17 protein-coding genes and 1 other RNA gene are annotated in these 20,462 nt (G+C 58.1%); 14 read left to right on the forward strand and 4 right to left on the reverse strand.

What is annotated here, in order from left to right:
* Positions 1-87: 87 nt before the first annotated feature.
* From ACO05M_RS17170 to ACO05M_RS17185, 4 genes are all read left to right on the forward strand, one after another.
* On the forward strand, positions 88-1,104 hold the full coding sequence (locus ACO05M_RS17170) for an ABC transporter substrate-binding protein (RefSeq protein WP_421865718.1): 1,017 nt from the start codon (positions 88-90) through the stop codon (positions 1,102-1,104).
* Between the two features lie 109 nt (positions 1,105-1,213).
* Positions 1,214-1,804 (forward strand): hypothetical protein, encoded by a 591-nt coding sequence (locus tag ACO05M_RS17175; RefSeq protein ID WP_421865721.1) that lies wholly within the window; start codon positions 1,214-1,216, stop codon positions 1,802-1,804.
* Positions 1,801-3,384, forward strand: coding sequence for a putative bifunctional diguanylate cyclase/phosphodiesterase (locus ACO05M_RS17180; RefSeq protein ID WP_421865724.1), 1,584 nt, complete (start codon positions 1,801-1,803; stop codon positions 3,382-3,384). Before ACO05M_RS17175 ends, ACO05M_RS17180 begins: the two co-directional genes overlap by 4 nt.
* Positions 3,385-3,406: 22 nt before the next feature.
* Positions 3,407-3,628 carry an EAL domain-containing protein gene (locus ACO05M_RS17185; protein ID WP_421870780.1) on the forward strand — a complete coding sequence of 74 codons (222 nt, stop codon included), beginning with the start codon at positions 3,407-3,409 and terminating at the stop codon, positions 3,626-3,628.
* 15 nt (positions 3,629-3,643) lie between these two features.
* Here the strand turns inward: ACO05M_RS17185 and rnpB are convergent.
* Together rnpB and rsmI are read right to left on the reverse strand one after the other, a co-directional pair.
* Positions 3,644-3,995, reverse strand: an RNA gene (gene rnpB / locus ACO05M_RS17190) — RNase P RNA component class A.
* A 74-nt stretch (positions 3,996-4,069) separates the two neighbouring features.
* Positions 4,070-4,924: a 16S rRNA (cytidine(1402)-2'-O)-methyltransferase gene (rsmI, locus tag ACO05M_RS17195; protein WP_421865726.1), complete on the reverse strand. Its 855-nt coding sequence runs from the start codon at positions 4,922-4,924 to the stop codon at positions 4,070-4,072.
* A 55-nt stretch (positions 4,925-4,979) separates the two neighbouring features.
* On the opposite strand from rsmI, the gene ACO05M_RS17200 reads away from it, so the two are divergent.
* The 5 genes from ACO05M_RS17200 to ACO05M_RS17220 all read left to right on the forward strand — a co-directional run bounded on the left by ACO05M_RS17200 (position 4,980) and on the right by ACO05M_RS17220 (position 10,240).
* A complete protein-coding gene (locus ACO05M_RS17200; RefSeq protein WP_421865728.1) occupies positions 4,980-6,812 on the forward strand; it encodes a penicillin-binding protein activator in 1,833 nt (610 codons plus the stop codon).
* Positions 6,809-7,177 (forward strand): YraN family protein, encoded by a 369-nt coding sequence (locus ACO05M_RS17205; RefSeq protein ID WP_421865730.1) that lies wholly within the window; start codon positions 6,809-6,811, stop codon positions 7,175-7,177. Before ACO05M_RS17200 ends, ACO05M_RS17205 begins: the two co-directional genes overlap by 4 nt.
* 49 nt (positions 7,178-7,226) lie before the next feature.
* Positions 7,227-7,820 (forward strand): SIS domain-containing protein, encoded by a 594-nt coding sequence (locus ACO05M_RS17210; RefSeq protein ID WP_421865732.1) that lies wholly within the window; start codon positions 7,227-7,229, stop codon positions 7,818-7,820.
* A gap of 3 nt (positions 7,821-7,823) precedes the next feature.
* Positions 7,824-8,399 carry a BON domain-containing protein gene (locus ACO05M_RS17215; protein WP_421865734.1) on the forward strand — a complete coding sequence of 192 codons (576 nt, stop codon included), beginning with the start codon at positions 7,824-7,826 and terminating at the stop codon, positions 8,397-8,399.
* A gap of 203 nt (positions 8,400-8,602) precedes the next feature.
* On the forward strand, positions 8,603-10,240 hold the full coding sequence (locus ACO05M_RS17220; protein WP_421865737.1) for a Na/Pi cotransporter family protein: 1,638 nt from the start codon (positions 8,603-8,605) through the stop codon (positions 10,238-10,240).
* Positions 10,241-10,298: 58 nt separating this feature from the next.
* Here the strand turns inward: ACO05M_RS17220 and ACO05M_RS17225 are convergent, their stop codons facing one another.
* Together ACO05M_RS17225 and ACO05M_RS17230 are read right to left on the reverse strand one after the other, a co-directional pair.
* A complete protein-coding gene (locus ACO05M_RS17225; RefSeq protein WP_421870784.1) occupies positions 10,299-11,594 on the reverse strand; it encodes a M18 family aminopeptidase in 1,296 nt (431 codons plus the stop codon).
* Between the two features lie 10 nt (positions 11,595-11,604).
* Positions 11,605-12,111, reverse strand: coding sequence for an FKBP-type peptidyl-prolyl cis-trans isomerase (locus ACO05M_RS17230; RefSeq protein WP_421865740.1), 507 nt, complete (start codon positions 12,109-12,111; stop codon positions 11,605-11,607).
* 136 nt (positions 12,112-12,247) lie between these two features.
* On the opposite strand from ACO05M_RS17230, the gene ACO05M_RS17235 reads away from it, so the two are divergent.
* The 5 genes from ACO05M_RS17235 (at position 12,248) to ACO05M_RS17255 (ending at position 20,333) form a co-directional block, all read left to right on the forward strand.
* A complete protein-coding gene (locus ACO05M_RS17235; RefSeq protein ID WP_421865743.1) occupies positions 12,248-14,299 on the forward strand; it encodes a carboxy terminal-processing peptidase in 2,052 nt (683 codons plus the stop codon).
* A 32-nt stretch (positions 14,300-14,331) separates the two neighbouring features.
* Complete coding sequence (locus ACO05M_RS17240) at positions 14,332-15,774, forward strand: hypothetical protein (protein ID WP_421865746.1); 1,443 nt, start codon at positions 14,332-14,334, stop codon at positions 15,772-15,774.
* A 238-nt stretch (positions 15,775-16,012) separates the two neighbouring features.
* Positions 16,013-17,695, forward strand: a complete 1,683-nt coding sequence (rpsA, locus tag ACO05M_RS17245) for a 30S ribosomal protein S1 (protein WP_114695291.1) — start codon at positions 16,013-16,015, stop codon at positions 17,693-17,695.
* Positions 17,696-17,996: 301 nt separating this feature from the next.
* Positions 17,997-19,154 carry a sulfite oxidase gene (locus ACO05M_RS17250; protein ID WP_421865749.1) on the forward strand — a complete coding sequence of 386 codons (1,158 nt, stop codon included), beginning with the start codon at positions 17,997-17,999 and terminating at the stop codon, positions 19,152-19,154.
* A gap of 147 nt (positions 19,155-19,301) precedes the next feature.
* Entirely contained in the window at positions 19,302-20,333 is a 1,032-nt protein-coding gene (locus ACO05M_RS17255; RefSeq protein WP_421865752.1) for a c-type cytochrome, read from the forward strand.
* The last annotated feature ends 129 nt before the right edge of the window (positions 20,334-20,462 follow it).

The raw sequence follows: 20,462 nt of genomic DNA on the forward strand, positions 1-20,462 counted from the left end.
CCACTAACGACAATTGTTGTTGCGCCGCTTAGCTGGTAAAACAACCTCAATCTTGTCAGTTAAGCTTGTCGTCAAGGTGAAGTGGCCATGAATAAAACCCTCCTATCGCTAGCCGTCAGCCTCTACGTTGTTTCGACGCCAATCCAGGCTATGGACGTTACCTTTCTCAACCCGGGCAAGCAGGGTGAGCGGTTTTGGGACATGGTAACCGAGACCATGCAAGCCGCAGCCAACGACCTGGATATCAAACTCGAAGTTCTGTACGCACAACGCAACCGGATCAAAATGGTCGAGATCGGCCAACAGATTACCTCCCGTAGCAACCCGCCGGACTACCTGATCTTGGTTAACGAGGAGCAGGCTGCCGAGACCATTTTTCTGTCCAGCAAAGGCAGCAAGACCAAAACTCTGATGCTGTTGAATGACTTCCTGCCGACGCAGCGCGACAAGGTGGGTTACCCCAAGCCCGACAACCCCAACCTGCTGGGCGCCGTTATCCCCGATAACCAAGGTGCCGGTCGTCGGATGATGCAGGCGCTGCTTCAATGCGCCAAAGCCAACGACAACCCGAGCCCCCACCATATGCTGGCGTTGGGCGGTGACCAGCTGACGCCAGCCTCGATCGATCGAAATCGAGGCGCGATGTCGGTTGTTGAGCAACAGCCCGAAATCAAGCTTGATCGTTTCTTGTATGCCAACTGGAACCAACAGGAGGCCACCGAGCTGACCAGTCGTTATCTGAACTGGGCAACCAACAACGGGATTCAACCCAAAGGCATCTGGGCCGCCAATGACCCCATTGCCATGGGCGCCAGGGATGCCCTGAAAGCAAACAACCTAACGCCCGGCAGCGACGTCTGTCTGGTGGGACTCAACTGGTCCGCCCAGGGGTTGGAGATGGTTCGTAACGGCGAGATGCTGCTGACCGACGGTGGCCATTTTCTGGCAGGCGCCTGGTCCATGGTCGTGCTGAATGACTACCATCAACGACGCCTTGAGAGTGAGCCCGCCCCGCTGGGAAGGGTCGATTTTCAGATGCAGAGTATCGATCGCAACAACATTGAACATGTATGCACAGAATCTGGGAGACGAGAATTGGGATAAGATCGATTTCCGTGGTTTCAGCCTCAAGCCGTCACAGGGTTACGGCGACTACGACTTCTCGCTGCGGAATGTGTTCTTGCACATCAAACCCCATTGATCTTGATTCGCAATGCTTAGTCGACTCCCTTCCTTAAAGCTGAAACTGCTGCTGATCTTGATTCCGGCAGCCGCGCTGGCCTTGACGTTGACCGTTGGCCTGATGCTCTACAACGCAGAGCAACAGTTCGATAAGAAACTGCAGCAAAAGCAGCAAACCCTGGGCAGCTATGCCGACCTGCTGGCCGACCCACTATGGAATTTCAATACCAAACGGGTCGACGGCATTCTGGAAACCATGCTGCTCGATACGGATATTCTCCGAATCAGCATCCTCGACGAGAGCGGCAACGCCGTCGCGGACAAGTTCGCCTCCGAACAGGCGATGACCCAAGTGGTTTCCGGAGAGTACGCCTACCCGATCAGCTACAGCAACGCCCACATCAAGCAGAGGGTCGGCGAGCTCAAAATTGTCCTGGGCTACCAATCGCTGGAAGACGATAAAGCGCAATTTATCCTTTCCGGCGTTTTTTCCATTTTGCTGGTGATCGCCGCGCTGGCGGCAGGAATCTGGCTGCTGTTCTCCCGCCTGATGGATGCACCGTTACAGGCGCTGATCGAAGCAATTGAACACAGTAAACAGAGCGGTTCCTTTACTCGGTGAACACCACCACCCACGATGAGCTGGGCGTGATCGGCACCGCCTTCAATGAGATGCAAAGCAGCCTGGAAAGCCATCATAACAGGACCATTCAGGCCAAAGAGCGGCTTCAACTGCTCTACCACGCCACACCGTCGCTGCTGTTCAGTTTCAATCGAGAAGGGGTTATTCAGGACACCAGTGAGTATTTTCTGCAGCAACTGGGGTTCCAGCGAGCCGAAGTTGTCGGCAGCAACCTGAGTCGGTTGCTGGATAGCGAGCACCAGCCGCAAGTGATCGATCAGCTGCTGATCCGCTTATGGGAAACCCAGAGTATTGCCGAGCAGCCGCTGAGCATTATCAATGGCCAAGGCCAGCGGGTTGAAGTGCTGATGGACGCGACGCTGAGCGCACAAGAATCCTTCCCGGGCGCGCTGGCGGTGATGACCGACGTTACCAGCCTGAATCAGGCTCGCCGCAAGCTGGAGCACCAGGCCAATACCGACCACCTATCCGGTATCGCCAACCGCTACCATTTCCAGTCTTACCTGGAACAGCTCACCTACGACAGACGGCAGTCGCAAAAACCCTTCGCCCTGCTGTTTATCGATCTGGATCACTTCAAAGTCATCAACGACACCTACGGACACCAGGTCGGAGACCAGTTGCTGTGCCGGGTAACCGAGCGTATTCAGGCCACACTGCGCACGGAAGATCTGATCGCACGGCTGGGTGGCGACGAGTTTGCCGTGATCATCAAAGAACTCGACCCGAGTTTTTCCGCCGAGCATGTGGCGGAACGGATCATCAAGCACCTGGAAGAGCCCTTCCCGCTGGCGGAGAGCAACGCTTTTATCTCCGCCTCCATCGGCATTGCCGTCTATCCGAAGGACTGCCGCTCGCCAACGGAGCTGCTGCAATATGCCGATCTGGCCATGTATCGCGCCAAGAACGAAGGCCGTTCACGCTTCTCGGCCTACTCATCCGAGCACAGCCGCCTGATTCAACAGCGACTGAAGATTGAAGCATTGTTGCGCCGGGCCATCGATGATGAACTGCTGGAGATCCACTACCAACCCATCGTCAGTCTGGCTCAGGGAAAAACGGTGGGAATCGAAGCCTTACTCAGACTCAGAGACGATCAGGGCCGGTTGATATCGCCGGCCGACTTCATCCCGGTTGCCGAGGAGACCGGACGGATCATCGAGATCGGTGAATGGTGTCTTCAGCAAAGTTGCCGTCAGTTAGCCGTCTGGCACCGCGACTTCGATCCCGAGTTGTACCTGTCCGTCAACGTGTCGACCCGACAGTTCCAGGCCCATTCTTTCTACGCTTCTCTGGAGGATGCCATTGGCTGCGCCGGGATACAGCCGAAGCATCTAATGATCGAGATCACCGAAAGCCTGTTGCTACACGACAACCAGAATAACCTCGACCGATTTGAGCAGTTGAAATCGCTGGGCTGCCAGATCGCCATTGATGATTTTGGAACCGGCTACTCGGCGCTGAGCTACCTGATGAAATTCCCGCTCAGCGTGCTGAAGATCGACCGCTCCTTTATCAGCCCTGCTGACGATCGACCGCTCCTTTATCAGCCCTGCTGACGAAGACCAGTTTGAACAGGGAATCGTTGAAGCCATCATTCAGATGAGCCAGAGCATGAACCTGAAAGTGATTGCCGAAGGGGTTGAAACGCAGCAACAGCTGGAGATGCTCAGAGAACTGAGCAACGAAGTCGCCATTCAGGGATATCTGATTTCCAAGCCCTTGCCGCTGGCCGAGATTGATGTGTTCTTTGAAGCCTCGACAGGAGCCGGGCAAACTATCGGCTGGTCCAGTAGCGGGTAGCAGAACGAAGAAAAGAAGTTGAGATCGCCGTAAGCCGGGTTCTGTCGTGGACAGTCATTCATCTGGGACCTGCGTCGCCGCAGGCCTCAAGCAACCTACCCGGATCCAGCGCGGGCCACGCCAATGGATCCCTATTTGGTCTTGCTCCAGGTGGGGTTTACCATGCCGTGGAATGTTGCCACCCACGCGGTGCGCTCTTACCGCACCCTTTCACCCTTACCGGCTATCCGAGGATAACTTAGGCGGTCTACTCTCTGCTGCACTGGCCGTAGGCTCGCGCCCCCCAGGTGTTACCTGGCACCCTGCCCTTTGGAGCCCGGACTTTCCTCCCCCGTCCGAAGACGGCAGCGACTGTCTGGCGATCTCAGCGGCGGATGGTACGTGCTTTACCAATGGGGTTCAATCAATCAAGATCAAACAAAGCGATTCAAGCCAGGCGAATCATCTGTCATTGTCGGCGCGCATCGCCAGTGCCGCCTGATAAAACTGCTTTTTCTTGCCCGAGCAGATCTTCGCCGCCAACGCCGATGCCTGCTTGACGCTCAGTTCTTCCAGCAGCAGTGACAGAACCCGCCGCTCTTCCGTGCCCAGATCAGCACCTTCAACCGCCGGTTCGGCGCCCTGCAGCAACAGTACAAACTCGCCCTTCTGCTGGTTGGCATCAGCTTCGACCCATTCGATCAGATTCCCAAGTGAATCGCCGTGGATGGTTTCGAAGGTCTTGGTCAGCTCTCTTGCCAATACCAGATAGCGGTCCGGGCCAAACACCTCCAACATCGCCCGCAGGGTTTCCAACAGACGGTGGGGCGACTCGTAAAACATCAGCGTACGGGTGTCCTCCGCCACCGCCTGTAACCGCTGTAACCGGGCCTGATTTTTGGCCGGCACAAAACCTTCAAAGGCGAACCGGTCGGTCGGCAGACCGGACGCGGACAACGCTGCGATCAGGGCACAGGCACCCGGCACCGGCACCACCCGAAACCCCGCATGACGTACCGCCCGAACCAGATGAAAGCCGGGGTCGGAGATCAGCGGTGTTCCGGCATCCGAGATCAGCGCAATATTTGCTCCCTCGGACAAACGCTGTACTATTCTATCCGCCTGCGCCCGCTCGTTATGGTCGTGTAGTGCCCACATCGGCGTCGTTATACCGAAATGCTGCAGCAGCCGGGCCGAATGCCGGGTGTCTTCAGCCGCAATCAGCTCAACCGATTGCAGGGTTTCCAGTGCTCGGGCAGAGATATCCCCCAAGTTGCCGATCGGGGTTGAAACGATATAGAGACAGGCTGCTGTCATAATGATGAATCCCCATTGCGGTCCGCAACCACGCACAGACGGGTCAAAAACGAAAGTGAAGCTGTTCAGAAGCATTAACGCCGTGCTGCTGCTCGGCCTGCTCGTGGCAGGCTGTACCAGCCAGCCTCCCTCCACAACGCCGCCCTCGGAGCCGGAAACGCCGCAAGGACGAGAGCTGACCGAGGTCGAGCAGTTATTGCTGCAGGCTGAAACGGCCGCACCGTTGGCGAGAGCGGAGTATACACTAGCGGCTGCGGAAAAATTGCTGCAACAGCAGGAATACACCAGTGCCGCCGAACTGCTGGCCCAGATCAATCCGCTGCTGCTGCCCGAACTGCAACAGCTGCGCCTGTGGCTGTTGCAAGCCGAAGCAGCCAACGCCTTGCAACAGGCCGAGCAGAGCCAGCAATGGCTGGCTCGTATCGAAAATCCGCGGTTGTTGGTTGCCGAGGACTACCGCCGTTATATCGCCCTGCGCAGTGATAATTACCGCCAAATCGGCGATACCCAGGCAACGCTACAGGCGCTGATCAGCGAGTCGGAAAGCGCACCGCTGGAACAGCAGCCGCAGCTGGCCGACGAGATCTGGCTGCTGCTGGAGCGACTCGAACCCTCCGAGCTGGCGCAGGTGCTGCAACAGGAGAACAGCTATCTGGAGCAGGGCTGGTATGAGCTGGCCCAGTTGAGTCGGCGCCCCGACCAGGATGTAATCCAACTGACCGAAGCGCTGGATAGCTGGTACAGCCTCTGGGGTATGCATCCGGCCGCGACCAACTTGCCGCAGTCGTTGCAGCAGCTGCGTCAATTCAGCGCCGACCGGCCTGCCCATATCGCCGTGTTGCTGCCGCAGACCGGCAAGCTGGCTAAGCCGGGGCGTGCCGTCATCGAAGGCCTGATGAACGCCCACTACCAACAACTGCAACAGGGCCAGACACCGGCCCGGGTCAGCTTCTTTGACAGCGCCCAGATCGACGATCTGCAGCAGTTCTATCTCGAAGCCCAACAGCAGCAGGTGGATCTGGTGATCGGGCCGCTGGATAAAAACCGTTTGCGACAGCTGACCGAACGCCCCGGGTTATCGATTCCGACCCTGGCGCTTAACAGCGTCGACAGTGCCACCAGCACCTTGAATCTGTACCAGTTTGGCCTGCGCACCGAAGATGAAGCGATCCAGAGTGCCGATCAGGCCTGGGCCGACGGTCATCGGGTCGCCCTGACCCTGACGCCGGCGACCAGTTGGGGCGACCGTATCCGGCAAGCCTTTATCAGCCGCTGGCAGGCCCTCGGCGGCGTCATCGCCGGCAGCGGGAGCTTTACCGGCGAGAAGGATTTCTCTGACCGTATCAGTCATCTGCTGGCCACCGACCAGAGCGAAGCCCGGGCCAAGGAACTGGCCAACCTGATCCGCCAGCCGTTCGAGTTTGAACCCCGTCGGCGCCAGGACCCGGATCTGCTGTTTATGACCGCACTGAACAAGGATGCCCGTCAGATCAAACCGACCCTGGCGTTCCACTACGCCAGCGATCTGCCGGTGTACGCCACCTCCCACCTGTTCGACGGCCAGCCCGATGCCAACCGCTATCAGGACCTGAACGGCATCCGCTTCAACGCGATGCCCTGGGTGATCGAGCCCCACAACCCTGCTCGGGCCCGGATAGAACCCTATCGGGACAATACCCGCAGTCGCTTCGGTCGGCTCTATGCCCTGGGACTGGACAGCTACCGGCTGATTCCCTACCTCCAGCTGCTGCAAGAACTCCCGGATGCCCATCTGCAAGGCCAAAGCGGCCGCCTGTCGATCGATCTGCTGGGACAGGTCAGCCGAACCCAACCCTGGCTGCTGATCAAGGATGGTCTGATTCTGCCGCAGGCCAGTGAGCAGCCATGAGCCGCAGCCGTGGCGAAGCGATCGAGCAACAGGTCGAACAGTATCTGGTCAGCCGGGGGCTGACCCCGGTGATGCGCAACTTCACCGCCCGCTGTGGTGAGATCGACCTGATTATGCGCGACGGCAATACGCTGGCCTTTGTCGAGGTCCGCTACCGCCAACGGGCCGGTTTCGGCAGTGCCGCCGAGAGTGTCGATTGGCGCAAGCAACAGAAGCTCAGCCGCAGTGCTGCACTGTTCCTGCAGCAGCACCCCCAATACCAATCGCAAGCCTGCCGGTTTGATGTTGTCGCCTGTCAGCCTGATAATGGCGGCTCGCTGCAGATCGACTGGCTTCAAAATGCCTTTGACGGTTGCAGCAATTAACCGATCGGATTAAAAAAGTCACCGTCGTTAACCCGCCCAGAGCCCGGCTATGGATCTGCAACAACGCGTTATTAACCATTTTCATCAGAGTCTCGATCTCAAAGCCCACGTGATCGAGACCTTTACCCCCCAGATCGCTCAAGCCGCCGAGCAGCTGTTTCACTGCCTGGTGGCCGAGAATAAAGTTCTCTGCTGCGGTAATGGCGGATCGGCTGCGTTGGCCCAGCATTTCAGCGCGCTGATGCTGAACCGCTACCAGCACGAACGTCCCGGACTGCCGACGATTACCCTCGGGGCCGAGAGCGCCACCCTGAGCGCCATTGCCAACGACACCCACTTTACCGACGTCTACTCCAAGCAGATTCGCGCCCTGGGTCAGCCCGGCGACATCCTGCTGACCTTCAGCTCCGACGGCCGCTCCACCAGCCTGATCCAGGCGATCCAGGCGGCTCATGATCGCGGAATGGGCGTGATCGCCCTGACCGGCGGTGACAGCAAGGATATCGGTGCAATTCTGGGCAACGATGAATTGGAAATCCGCATCCCCAGCCCTTCTAAGGCGCTGGTGCATGAGGTACATTTGCTCATCACGCACGCCCTGTGCGATCTGATTGAACATCAACTTTTCGGTGGATACGAGTAAACCATGAAAGCCCAATCCGTTGCCGTTATCGTCCTGCTCAGCCTGTTTGGTCTGTCCGGCTGCTCCAATCTGATCAGCGCCACCAAAGAGGAGCCGATCAGCGAAGAACCGACCAGCCGAACCACCGGCAGCTTTATCGATGATGAGCTGATCGAGATTAAATCGTTGGTCAATATCTCCAAGGCTTCCGAAGAGCTGAAGCAGTCCCATATTGCCGTCACCAGCTTCAACGGCATCGTGTTACTGACCGGTCAGGTACCCAACGATAACGCCCGCCAGCTGACCGAATCGGTGGTTGGGGAGGTCCGCAAGGTCCGTAAGATCCATAACGAACTGACCGTAGCCGGCCCAACCTCAGCGATCGTTCGCAGCAACGACACCTGGTTGACGGCCAAGATCAAAGCCAAGATGCTGGCCGAACAGAACCTCAAGTCCACCCGTATCAAAGTGGTCACCGAAAACGGCGCCGTCTACCTGCTGGGTCTGGTCAGTGACGATCAGGCCAACCTGGCCGTGGAGATCACTCGCAACACCGTCGGGGTACAGAAAGTCGTTAAGATGTTCGAGTACGTCCGCTGAGACGCCCCCTACAGCGCCCCGACCGTCACCGGTCGGGGTCAGCCCTCTCCCGATAAGACAGCGCTACCCTCCCCCCTCTTCGGCAATCCCCACCCAGCTTCGCCCGTTTTTCCAATAGCCCTGGCGTTCAGGCCGTGCTAAAACTTGCTATAGCCTTGCGCAACGGCATCCACACTCGGTAGCAGCCCTCCAGGGAGTGGTCGATGGCTGACAGCAGTCTTCTTCAGCAGTTTCCCGGTTTGATCCAAGGCCTCGGTGGCCTGGGGCTGTTTCTGCTCGGCATGGTGATCATGACCAGCGGTCTGAAAGCGCTGGCCGGGGAGCGACTGCGCGACTGGTTGATGCGCTCGACCCGCACCCCAACCTCCGGCGCCCTGGTCGGCGCCTGCTGTACGGCGATCCTCCAATCCTCCAGTGCCACCACCGTCGCTGCGGTCGGCTTTGTCGCCGCCGAGCTGATGAGCTTCAGCAATGCGCTGGGAATCATCTTCGGCGCCAACCTGGGTACCACCATCACCGGCTGGTTGGTGGCACTGCTGGGTTTCAAGCTCAAACTCAGTACCCTGGCGTTCCCGTTGATCTTTATCGGCACGATGCTGAAGCTGTTTGGCCGAGGAAGGCTGGCCGAAGGCGGCCTGGCGCTGGCCGGCTTTGCGCTGATCTTTATCGGAATCCAGCAACTGCAGCTGGGCATGACCGGACTGCAACAACTGTTCAGCTTCGAACAGCTGCCGGCGGATACCCTGGGCGGCCGGCTGCAACTGGTCTTGCTGGGGATCGCCTTTACGCTGGTGACCCAATCCTCCAGCGCCGGGGTGGCCACCACCCTGACCGCGATTCACAGTGGTTTTATCGGTTTCGAGCAGGCCGCCGCCTTGGTGATCGGCATGGATATCGGCACCACCGTCACCGCACTGATGGCAACCCTGGGTGGTTCGGTCGGCAGCCGCCGGACCGGTTACTCCCACGTGATCTACAACCTGCTGACCGGCGCCATGGCCTTGCTGCTGATCGGCCCTTTCGTCTGGCTCTGCAGCCAGCTTGATCCCCAACTACTGCAACGGCAGGCCGAACTATCGCTGGTCGCCTTCCACAGCAGCTTCAACCTGATCGGTGTGCTGCTGGTCCTGCCGTTCAGCCGTCAGTTTGCGGAGCTGCTGGAGCGCTTGGTCCCCGACCACGCCCCCCGCTACACCGGTAATCTGGACCCGGTTTTGCTGGAACAGCCCGAGCTGGCCCTCAATGCGGTACAACTGAGTATCGATCGTCAGCTGGCGGCGCTGACCGCTCACACCAATGCATTACTCGGCGATTCAGCCTGTCAGCGGATTGCGCTGGTGCCGTTACAACGAGCGTTGGACGAAACCCATCAGTTCACCGACCAGATCCATCTGCAATCCTCCGGCAGTCTGAACTGGGATCGCCTGGTCGCCATGATCCATTCACTGGACCATCTGCAGCGCCTGCATGAGCGTTGTGAAGAGGAGGAAGATCGGGCCAGTTGCGCCCGTGTCAGTCTCGACCTGGAACCGGTCAGACTGAAGCTGATCGACAGTAATCGCTTGATCCTGGAGGCCATTGACCGACGACGCTGGCAGCAGGCCGAGGCCGCCAGTCGCCAGACCCGAACCGAAGTGGAGCGACTCGCCGATCCGCAGCGCGACCGGATCGCCAACGCCATCGGTCACGGAGAGCTGAACGTCCCCCAGGGTACCGACCAGCTCGAAGCGCTACGCTGGCTAAGACGGGTCAGTCACCACCTGTGCCGAATCAGTCACCACCAGCAGCAGGCGGCTCTTAGCAGCGGCAGCGCCATATCGACTCTCAAGGAGCGCGGGTAGTCATGACCGACGCCGCATTCAAGGTGGTGAAGCAACTCTCACATCACCGCGGAAGCGCTTAACCCCGATAGAATCGCTGTAGCACTCGACACAGGTTATAGGCATCTTCGCTGCCGGCCAGTTCACGGATCGAATGCATGCCGAAGGTCGGCACCCCGATATCCAGCGTCGGCACCCCGATCCGGGCTGCGGTCAATGGTCCGATGGTGCTGCCGCATGCCATATCGGTCCGGACGGTAAAGGCCTGCACCGGCACCTGCTCCAGCTCGGCCAGGTGCCGGAACAGCGCGCTGGTTTTGGAGTTGGTCGCATAGCGCTGATTGGCGTTGATCTTGATCACCGGTCCGGCATTCAACAGCGGCCCATGGTTGGCGTCGTGCTTATCGCTGTAGTTGGGGTGGATACCATGGGCGTTATCGGCCGAGATCATCACCGAATTGGCCAGCATCCGCTGGCGTGGCTCGATCTCCGGTACCAGACGCGCCAGCAGTTGCTCCAGCATCGGCCCGTCAGCACCCGAATCCGACACGCTACCCACCTCTTCGTGATCATTGCACACCAGCAGCATGCCTTGATCCGAATCGTCCTGCTCCAGCGCCCCCAGCATCGCCTGCAGGCCGACAAAACAGCTGAGCAGGTTATCGAGCCGAGCCGAGGCGATAAATTGCCGCTGCAGTCCGATCAGCGCCGGCGGATTGGTGTCATAGCAACACAGGTCAAAATCCAGTACCCGCTCGGCATCCGGGAGCTGTTGGCGAACCTGATCCAGCAACAACTCCCGCAGTTTCGGCTCGCTGTTCTCCGGCGCGATCGCCAGCACCAATGGCAGATGCAGCTGCGGGTTGACGGTACGTTCCTTGTTGGCCTCCCGGTCCAGATGGATCGCCAGACTCGGCACCACCGCAATCGGATCTTCGAAATCGACCAGACAGTGGGCCAGATTGCCTTGGGCATCGATAAAACTGACCCGACCGGCCAGCGACAGATCACGGTCAAACCAGGGATTGAGCAGTGCGCCGCCGTAGACTTCGACGCCAAGCTGGAAATAGCCCTGATTGATCCGTTCCGGTTGTGGTTTGACCTTCAGACAGGGACTGTCGGTATGGGCGCCGACCATTCGCAGGCCGGTTTCCGCCAACGAGGCCTGTTTGGGCAACACCAAGGCGATCACCGACGCATCGGAGCGTACCAGGTAGTAACGACCGCCGGCTTCAAGCTGCCAGGCCTCCCCCTCGTTCAGACCGACAAACCCCGCCTGTTTAAGGCTTTCGACCAGGTTGGCGGTAGCATGGAACGGTGTCGGTGAACGCTGCAGGTAATCGAGCAGCGACTGATTAAAGGACTCGGTCTTCATTGCCAGCATGTTATTCGATCTCCACCAGTTCCAGCTCAAAGATCAGGGTAGATTGGGAGGGAATTTTCGGCGATGGGCTGCGTTTGCCGTAAGCCAGCCCGGACGGTACATACAGCTCCCAGTGGTCGCCCACTTTCATCAATTGCAGCGCTTCCTGCCAGCCCGGAATCAGGCCGTTGACCGGAAACGAGGCCGCCTCGCCTCGGGCATAGGAGCTGTCGAATTCACTACCATCGATCAGCGTGCCACGGTAATGGGCCCGAACCCGGTCCTGCAGCGTCGGTGACGGCCCGGTGCCGCTTTTCAGCACCCGGTACTGCAGTCCGCTATCGGTGCTAATCACCCCGTCCTTGGCGCCGTTCTCAGCCAGAAATTTCTGCCCCGCCTGAGCATTCGCTTCAGCCTGCTGCTCCAGCGTATCAATTCTCGACAGCAGCTCGTTGTCACATCCGGCCAAAGTCAGCGCTACACTAGTAATCAGTAACAGCTTAGTCAGGGTTTTTGTCACAGTTATCACCACCGGCTCCATTGCAAAGGGTACAGATGGTATCCTGCTGTTCGGGAACCTGCCAGCGCTTTGGTCGGTCCTAACCAAAGGAACCTGCGAGTAAGCTTCATCAACCGTCATCGACAACAAACGGTAATCATTGCCCATGCGATCCCTCTGTTCATTCTTTACCCCGCTGTTGGCCCTGGTCTGGTTCAGCAGCCCGTTGGTACAAGCCAGCTACTCGGTGCTGGAACCGGATCCCGTTCATCAGGAAACCCTGAAGAGTCTGGCCAAGACCCTGCGTTTCGGGCACTACAAAAAACGCTATCTGGACGATGAACTCTCGTCCGAGCTGCTCGATCTGCAACTCGAGCGACTCGACCCCTCGCGACTGTACTTTCTGCAGTCGGATATTGATGAGTTTGAGCAGTATCGGCATCGCTTCGACGACGCGATCCGTGCCGGTGACAGCGAACCGGCGTTCACTATCTACAATCGCTACCAGCAGCGTGCGACCGAACGGCTCAACTTTATGCTCGGGCTGATCGAGCAGGGCCTGGATAAACTCGATTTCGAACGTGACGAACAGATCGTGACCGAGCGCAGCGAGGCTCCCTGGCCGACCGATCACAAAGAGCAGGATCAGCTTTGGCGCAAACGCCTGAAGAGTCTCGTACTGAACCTGAAGCTGTCGGATAAAACTCTGGAGGAAGCCGCAAAGACCCTGAGCCGACGCTATAACAACCAACTTCACCGACTGTCCCAAAGCACCGCCGAAGACGCCTTCGGGGTGTTCGCCAATAGCTACGCCGGTCTGTTCGACCCCCACACCCAGTACTTCTCACCGCGACTGACGGAGAACTTCAATATCAATATGCGCCTGTCGCTCGAAGGCATCGGCGCCGTGCTGCAGATTCAGGATGAGCACACCCGGGTGGTACGCCTGGTACCGGCCGGACCCGCCGACAAGCAGGGTCAGCTGAAACCGTCGGATCTGATCACCGGTGTCGGTCAGGGTGAGGTCGGCGAGATTGTCGACGTGGTCGGCTGGCGGCTGGACGAAGTGGTCGAGCTGATTCGTGGCCCCAAGGGTTCCACCGTGCGGCTGCAGGTCAGCACTGCCGAGGATAAAGGCAAGAACCCGAAGATCATCCGTATCGTTCGTAACAAGGTGAAACTGGAGGAACAGGCGGCGCAGAAAAAACTGCTCGAACTCGAACGTGACGGCCAACCCTACAAGCTGGGTGTGATCAGCATCCCCACCTTCTATATCGATTTCCGTGCATTGCAGGCCGGCGATCCCGACTATCGCAGTACCACTCGCGACGTTGAGCGTCTACTGGGCGAGCTGATCGACGAAGGCGCCCAGGGGCTGATCATCGATCTACGCAATAACGGCGGCGGCTCGCTGAAGGAGTCGGTGGAGCTGACCGGATTGTTTATCCCGCAGGGACCGGTGGTTCAAATCAAGGACGCCTGGGGGCGCATCCGGGTGGAGTCGGACCATAACCCGAAATTCTTCGATATCCCGCTCGCGGTGATGGTCAACCGACTCAGCGCTTCGGCGTCGGAGATCTTTGCCGGAGCCATCAAGGATTACAACCGCGGTCTGGTTATCGGCAGCCAGACCTACGGCAAGGGCACCGTGCAGGCTCTGTTCCCCCTCAATCACGGGCAACTGAAGCTGACCCAGCAGATGTTCTATCGGATCTCCGGCACCAGTACCCAGAACAAAGGCGTAACTCCCCATATCAGCCTGCCGGGGCGCTTCGATATCAGCAAGGTGGGTGAGAGCAGCGAACACGGCGCCCTGGCCTGGGATCAGGTCAAGGCACTGCCCCACAAAAGCAGCCAGGCCCTGTCGCAAAGCCAGCTGGCGGCAATCGAACAGCGCCATCACCAACGCGCCAATACCGAACCCGACCTGATCGCATTGAAGGAGGAGTTCGACCATCGCCTGCAACGCCAGCGCGACAGCCTACCGCTGAATGAACAGGCACTACGCGAGCTGCGTGAGCGTACCGAAGCGGAACAGCTACAGATCGAGAATCGCCGCCGACACGCCAAAAACCTGCCCCAGCTGGGCTCTCTGGCGGAGCTGCAGGCGGAACAACCGGTCAACGATGAGATCGATCTGGAGCAGGATGCGCTGCTGCGCGAGGGCACCGAGATCCTGATCGATCTCCTCAGTATTCAAACCACCGCGATGCACTGATCCCGAGGATTAATTACGCGGCAGGACCTTCTATGTCACCCAAACAGATCATTATGATCGGCGTCGCTGTTGTGGTGCTGGCCATCGCCGGTGTCGCCGGCTACTTCATCTCGATCGAAGTCGAGAAAGTGCACAGTGAAAACGTCGAGAGCCTGGCCGACTTCGGATCCAAAGTGATTCCGATGTCCTCCGGTCCCGATGGTGCCACCTACGGGCTGGAAGACGGCCAGGTGCAACTGCCGCCCTCAATTCAGGAGAAAAAGCTCTCGCCCACCGAAAAGGTCATCCTGGCCTTGAGCCGCGACAAGGATGAATTACTGGTGGAGGTGACCAAGCTGGAGCATGAATTGGCACAGCTGAGCGTGCCCTTGAAGGAGCTGCGCAGCTATCAGGCCGAGAATGAGCGTTTCGCGCCCGAACGCCTGACCGAGGAGCGGATCCGCGCCCAGGGAATTCTACGCGAGTACTTCGACACCTCCTCGGATGTCGCCGAGTTCAGCCGTTTTCAGCGCCAGGCGGTCCATCTAGCCAGCGCCAACCTGTTTACCGAGATCGTCCGCACCAACGGTCTGATTCTGTTCGAAGAGGTCAAAGACGAGCTGATCAAACTGCTGCCCTCCTACGGTCTCTGCCTCGGTGAAAACCTGCCCTTTGTCACCAATAACCGCTCCGAAGAGATTCAGATCCTGCAAGCGCTGTCGGATGACGGCACCGACTCGTTGACCGGCAACCTGGGACAGGACTATCAGAGTATCCACCTTCCCTGCCTGAAAGCCCTGAATCGTCAGGTTGATGCACTGCTGAAGCGCTCCGATCTGGATCCGTCCAAGGTGATTAAGCCGAAGAAAAAAACCGGCGAGCGAATCGAGCATGTTCAGGCCGAACCGGTCGAAACCCCAATGATAGTCAGCAGTGCTTCGGCCGCTGACGGCTCTCCCACCAACCAACTGATCTCTTCGCTGGAGACCGATAAAGCCAAGCTGCTGGCCCGGGTAATCAGCCTGAAAAAGCAGCTCAATGACCAGACCAAAGAGCTTGCTGAACTCGAACAATACCGCCAGGGGACCGAGCGCTATGCGCCGTTACCGATCGCCGAAGAGCGAAAACGAGCCCATGAGATACTGACTCAGCTGTTTGATCAGCTACAGGAAAGCGCCCGTTTCAGCAGTTTTCAGAAACAGGCCATGAGCCTGGCGGCGGCCAATCATTACGCTGACTTCAGCCGGAAGAACCGGTTGATCCTGAACGAACCGACCAAGGATGAGATCATCAACAACCTGCTAACCCGCTACGCCTTCTGCTACGCCGACAGCCTGAAGTTTGCGGTAGATAATGCCCTGAGCGAGCGCCAGCTTATCAACGCCCTGCGTGAACAGGATCCGGAGTACATGTCGCCGGCTTTACAACGCACGGTCACGGAGTTCACCCAACCCTGCGCAACCCAGCTGGACCAGCAACTTCAGGCCTATCTTTGAGTCACGCCGCCGCCCCGGCGGCGGTTTTCGATGAATTTCTCACCACTTTCGGTGCACAGCGATCAGTTCTCCTGTATAATTTCGCATCTTTTTATCTTTTGCGTGCTGTCAACCGTCAGCGGGGCACGACCAAAGATACTATTGAACTGACCTGTATCGCTGACAATACAGGCTTACTGTGGAGTCTGACTTGGGTACCCGGAACGGGGCCACAGGTTGCTCCCGTATAGGACTAAAAATGAGCGAAAGCTTTGCTGAACTGTTTGAGGAGTCGATCAAAGAGATCGATATGAAGCCAGGTTCACTGGTAACCGGTACCGTTATCGACATCGACGACGACTGGGTTACTGTTAACGCCGGCCTGAAGTCCGAAGCAGTTATCCCCCGTGCACAATTCGTCAGCGCCTCCGCCGAACTGGAGATTGAAGTTGGTGACGAAGTGACCGTAGCTCTGGAAGCTGTTGAAGACGGCTTCGGTGAGACCAAACTGTCCCGCGAGAAAGCCAAGCGTGCCGAAACCTGGCAGAAGCTGCAGAAGGCCTTCGACGCAGAAGAGACTGTTACCGGTGTCATCAATGGCAAGGTCAAGGGTGGCTTCACTGTTGCGATCAACAACATTCAGGGCTTCCTGCCTGGCTCTCTGGTTGACGTGCGTCCGGTACGCGACGTAGACCACCTCGAAGGTAAAGAGCTGGAGTTCAAGCTGATCAAGCTGGATCCCAAGCGCAACAACATCGTTGTTTCCCGTCGTGCCGTTCTGCAAGAAGCCAACAGCGCTCAGCGTGAAGAGCTGCTGGCCACCATCCAGGAAGGCATGGAAGTTAAAGGCTTCGTTAAGAACCTGACCAACTACGGTGCATTCGTAGATCTGGGCGGTGTTGACGGCCTGCTGCACATCACCGACATGGCTTGGAAGCGTATCTCTCACCCGAGCGACATGCTGACTCCGGGCGACGAGATCACCGTTAAGGTCATCAAGTTCGACAAGGAAACCGGTCGTCTGTCTCTGGGTCTGAAGCAACTGCAGGAAGATCCGTGGGCCGACATCAAGCAGCGCTACCCGTCCAACACCAAGGTTGCTGCTCGCGTTACCAACCTGACCGACTACGGCTGCTTCGCGTCTCTGGAAGATGGCGTTGAAGGTCTGGTACACGTTTCCGAAATGTCTTGGACCAACAAGAACATCCACCCGTCCAAAGTTGTTCAGGTCGGTGATGAGATCGAAGTTATGGTTCTGGACGTCGACGAAGAGCGTCGTCGTATCTCCCTGGGCATCAAGCAGTGCACCGGCAACCCGTGGGTTAGCTTCTCTGAGAAGTTCTCCACTGGCGACAAAGTTTCCGGCACCATCAAGACCATCACCGATTTCGGTATCTTCGTTGGTCTGGAAGGCGATCTGGACGGCCTGGTACACATGTCCGACATCTCCTGGGAAGCCGACAACGAAGCTGCACTGCGCAACTTCAAGAAAGGCGAGCAGGTTGAAGCGGTTATCCTGTCCATCGATGCCGAGAAAGAGCGCATCTCCCTGGGCATCAAGCAGCTCGACGGCGACCCCTTCAGCGACTACGTTGCTGCCAACAACAAGGGTTCCATCGTCACTGGTACCGTCAAGTCTGTTGACGCCAAAGCCGCTCAGATCGAGCTGGCCGAGAGCGTTGAAGGCTTCATGAAGGTTTCTGAAATCAGCGTAGACCGCGTCGAAGACGCCCGTGACGCGCTGAAAGAAGGCCAGCAGGTTGAAGCCAAGATCATCAACGTTGATCGTAAGAACCGTTCGATCAGCCTGTCGATCAAGGCCAAAGACGCTGCCGACGAGAAGGAAGCGATCCAGCAGCTGAACCAGCAGCAAGCTGCCGAAGTATCCGGCCCGACCACCATCGGTGACCTGATCAAGCAGCAGATGGAGAACAAAGGCTAAGCCTTTGATCCATACGCAAAGCTGAAAAACCAGCTGACAAAAAGGAGCACCTCGGTGCTCCTTTTTTTGTGCATCCCCGACAACCCCGTCTACAATTTTCTAGATCTTAGCTAAACGAGGTAGCCATGACGGCATAGCATCCACTTCCCCTCATCAAGAGGAAAAACCCATGGATAACAAAACGAAGTCAACTGTCAGTGAATTCTTTGCGGCCAATCCGCAAAAGGCAGACAAAGAATTTTTTGGCCGCACTTCATATGCAGACCGTCGCGGCTTTCTCAAAAATGCAGGACTTGCAACCATGATCACCATGGTTGGAGGTGCCATCCCCTTTCACCGCAACATGCCCTCCGGGCTGATTCCGGCAGCCTTTGCCGACGAAGCTGTACTGGTCGGAAAAGACGGGCTGACCCTGCTCAACGATCGCCCCGTCAATGCCGAAACCCCGCCGGCATTGCTCGATGATCCCATCACCCCGACAAACCGACACTTTATCCGGAATAACGGCATTCCTCCCACCGAGGTAAACCCTGAAACCTGGGAGCTGACCATCGACGGTTTGGTCGAGACTCCGCTGACGCTGAGCATCGCCGACCTGAAAAAGCAATTTGAGGTGGTCACCCGAGCCCTGACGATCGAGTGCGGAGGCAATGGCCGTGCTTTCTTTGACCCACCCGCCAAAGGGAACCAATGGACCTATGGCGCCGTGGCTTGCTCGGAATGGACCGGCGTGCGCCTCAAGGACGTCCTCGAAAAGGCCGGGGTCCAGAAGAGCGTTGTTTACACCGCCCACTACGGCGCCGACGCCCATCTTTCCGGCAAGCAGGGAAAACTACCCATCTCCCGGGGCCTACCGATCGACAAGGCAATGACCGACAACATTCTGATCGCCTTTGAGATGAACGGTGAGCCTCTACATCCCCACAACGGCGCGCCCCTGCGCCTGGTTGTTCCGGGTTGGCCCGGCTCCTGTTCGCAAAAATGGCTGAAGCGTATTCAACTGCGAGATGTGGTCCATGACGGTCCTAAGATGACCGGAACCGCTTACCGGATTCCCAACCGTCCTGTGGCTCCGGGCACCAAGGTGGATAAGAAAGATTTTGTCATCATCGAACGCATGCCGGTTAAGTCATTGATCACCTATCCGGCCAACAATGCAGCTTCAGACCTGGAAACCGAAGTTCGTGGTCACGCCTGGTCGGGTGACCGCACGGTTAAACAACTGGAGATCTCGATCGATTTTGGGGCGACCTGGCAAACGGCGGAGCTTGATAGCCCCGTCAATGACGGCGCCTGGCAAAACTGGCGAGCCAAGGTCAAATTCCCACAGCCGGGTTATTTCGAAGTCTGGGCACGGGCCACCGATAGCGGAGGAGTGATGCAGCCTTTCGCCATCAACTGGAACCCCAAGGGCTACCTCAACAACACCATGCACCGAGTGGGACTCAACGTCTCCTGACAAGCCAACACCGGGCATCCTGACGAGGTGCCCGGCTTTAGCCACCGACCACCCGGAGCTAATCCAGCAGCGGCGCCCGACGAAGCTCGAAAGCCTGCTGCCTGCTGACCCCCGGTCATCACGACAGCAGAGCTGTGGAGCCCACCCGTGCAAACGAGAGCGATCGTACACTCAACCATTACAGCAACCCTGCTCGGTACACTGCTGCTGCCAGCTGGTGCCGACGCAGCCAGCGCCCTAGAACAACGACTGGCCACCGCCAACCCTGAAAAAGGGGCGAAGCTGTTTCGCCTGTGCGCGGCGTGCCACTCGATTGATAACGGCAGCGAGAACAAGATCGGCCCCAACCTGTACGCGGTCATCGGCCGTGAAATTGCCACCCATGCTGGCTTTGGCTACTCCGACGCGATGAAAGCGCAAGGCGGGAACTGGACACTGGAGCGCCTGGACCGCTTTCTGACCGACCCGGGCAGTACCGTTAGAGGCACCCGAATGACCTTCGCCGGGCTCAAGAAAGACCAGGATCGCGCTGACCTGATCGCCTATATGAATAGCCAGTCCCCCGCCCCCTTGAGCTTGATCGGCTCAGCCAGCAGCCAAGCCAAAGCGACAACAGCGACGGAGACATCAGCATTCGGCCTTCTGGTGCCCGCCCCAGGTGCTGAGGTCACCTACTACACCTGCACGGCCTGTCATTCCGAGCGCCTCGTGGTCCAGCAGGGATTGACCCGAAAAGGCTGGGAAGAGATCTTCGATTGGGTCATACGGGAACAGGGGATGACAGAACCCTCCGCAGAAGATCGCCAGACCATCCTGGACTATCTGACGGCCCACTATAATACCGACCGCCCCAACGCCCCGAAGAACAGCAATGCCACGGCCACAGCCACACTCACAGCCCCCCAAGAACAGCTACCCGATGGCGCTGGAACAGAAGCCTCCGAGTACGGAGTCCTTTTTCCGGCTCCCGGCGTTGATACCACCTACTATGCCTGCACCGCCTGCCATTCCGAACGTATCATTGCGCAACAGGGTCAAACCCGCGAGGGCTGGGACGAAGTGATTGACTGGATGATCGACGAACAGGGACTGGACGAACTCGACGATGCCGATCGCACCGTGATCCTGGATTACCTCTCCACTCACTACGGTCCGGAGCGTAAACACTTTGTCAAATAACACCCAGCCGATATAGGCTGCATCCACAACCCCGGTCGGTATCGACGCCGGATCTCATTTCGCACGGAATTGTCTTTGTCGCCGGTCGGCTTAGTGATAGTTTAAGAGCCTGCGATGCGCCCCTGCTGG

Source organism: Motiliproteus sp. (assembly GCF_965230735.1).
In the GTDB taxonomy this organism is placed as follows: Bacteria; Pseudomonadota; Gammaproteobacteria; order Pseudomonadales; family Balneatricaceae; genus Motiliproteus.

What these genes read in the sequence shown, in the direction of transcription:
- ACO05M_RS17240 (WP_421865746.1), top strand. Translation starts at nt 14,332, where the DNA reads ATGTCACCCAAACAGATCATTATGATCGGCGTCGCTGTTGTGGTGCTG.
- ACO05M_RS17250 (WP_421865749.1), top strand. Translation starts at nt 17,997, where the DNA reads ATGATCACCATGGTTGGAGGTGCCATCCCCTTTCACCGCAACATGCCC.
- ACO05M_RS17175 (WP_421865721.1), top strand. Translation starts at nt 1,214, where the DNA reads ATGCTTAGTCGACTCCCTTCCTTAAAGCTGAAACTGCTGCTGATCTTG.
- rsmI (WP_421865726.1), bottom strand. Translation starts at nt 4,924, where the DNA reads ATGACAGCAGCCTGTCTCTATATCGTTTCAACCCCGATCGGCAACTTG.
- ACO05M_RS17205 (WP_421865730.1), top strand. Translation starts at nt 6,809, where the DNA reads ATGAGCCGCAGCCGTGGCGAAGCGATCGAGCAACAGGTCGAACAGTAT.
- ACO05M_RS17235 (WP_421865743.1), top strand. Translation starts at nt 12,248, where the DNA reads ATGCGATCCCTCTGTTCATTCTTTACCCCGCTGTTGGCCCTGGTCTGG.
- ACO05M_RS17220 (WP_421865737.1), top strand. Translation starts at nt 8,603, where the DNA reads ATGGCTGACAGCAGTCTTCTTCAGCAGTTTCCCGGTTTGATCCAAGGC.
- ACO05M_RS17225 (WP_421870784.1), bottom strand. Translation starts at nt 11,594, where the DNA reads ATGAAGACCGAGTCCTTTAATCAGTCGCTGCTCGATTACCTGCAGCGT.
- ACO05M_RS17210 (WP_421865732.1), top strand. Translation starts at nt 7,227, where the DNA reads ATGGATCTGCAACAACGCGTTATTAACCATTTTCATCAGAGTCTCGAT.
- rpsA (WP_114695291.1), top strand. Translation starts at nt 16,013, where the DNA reads ATGAGCGAAAGCTTTGCTGAACTGTTTGAGGAGTCGATCAAAGAGATC.
- ACO05M_RS17170 (WP_421865718.1), top strand. Translation starts at nt 88, where the DNA reads ATGAATAAAACCCTCCTATCGCTAGCCGTCAGCCTCTACGTTGTTTCG.
- ACO05M_RS17215 (WP_421865734.1), top strand. Translation starts at nt 7,824, where the DNA reads ATGAAAGCCCAATCCGTTGCCGTTATCGTCCTGCTCAGCCTGTTTGGT.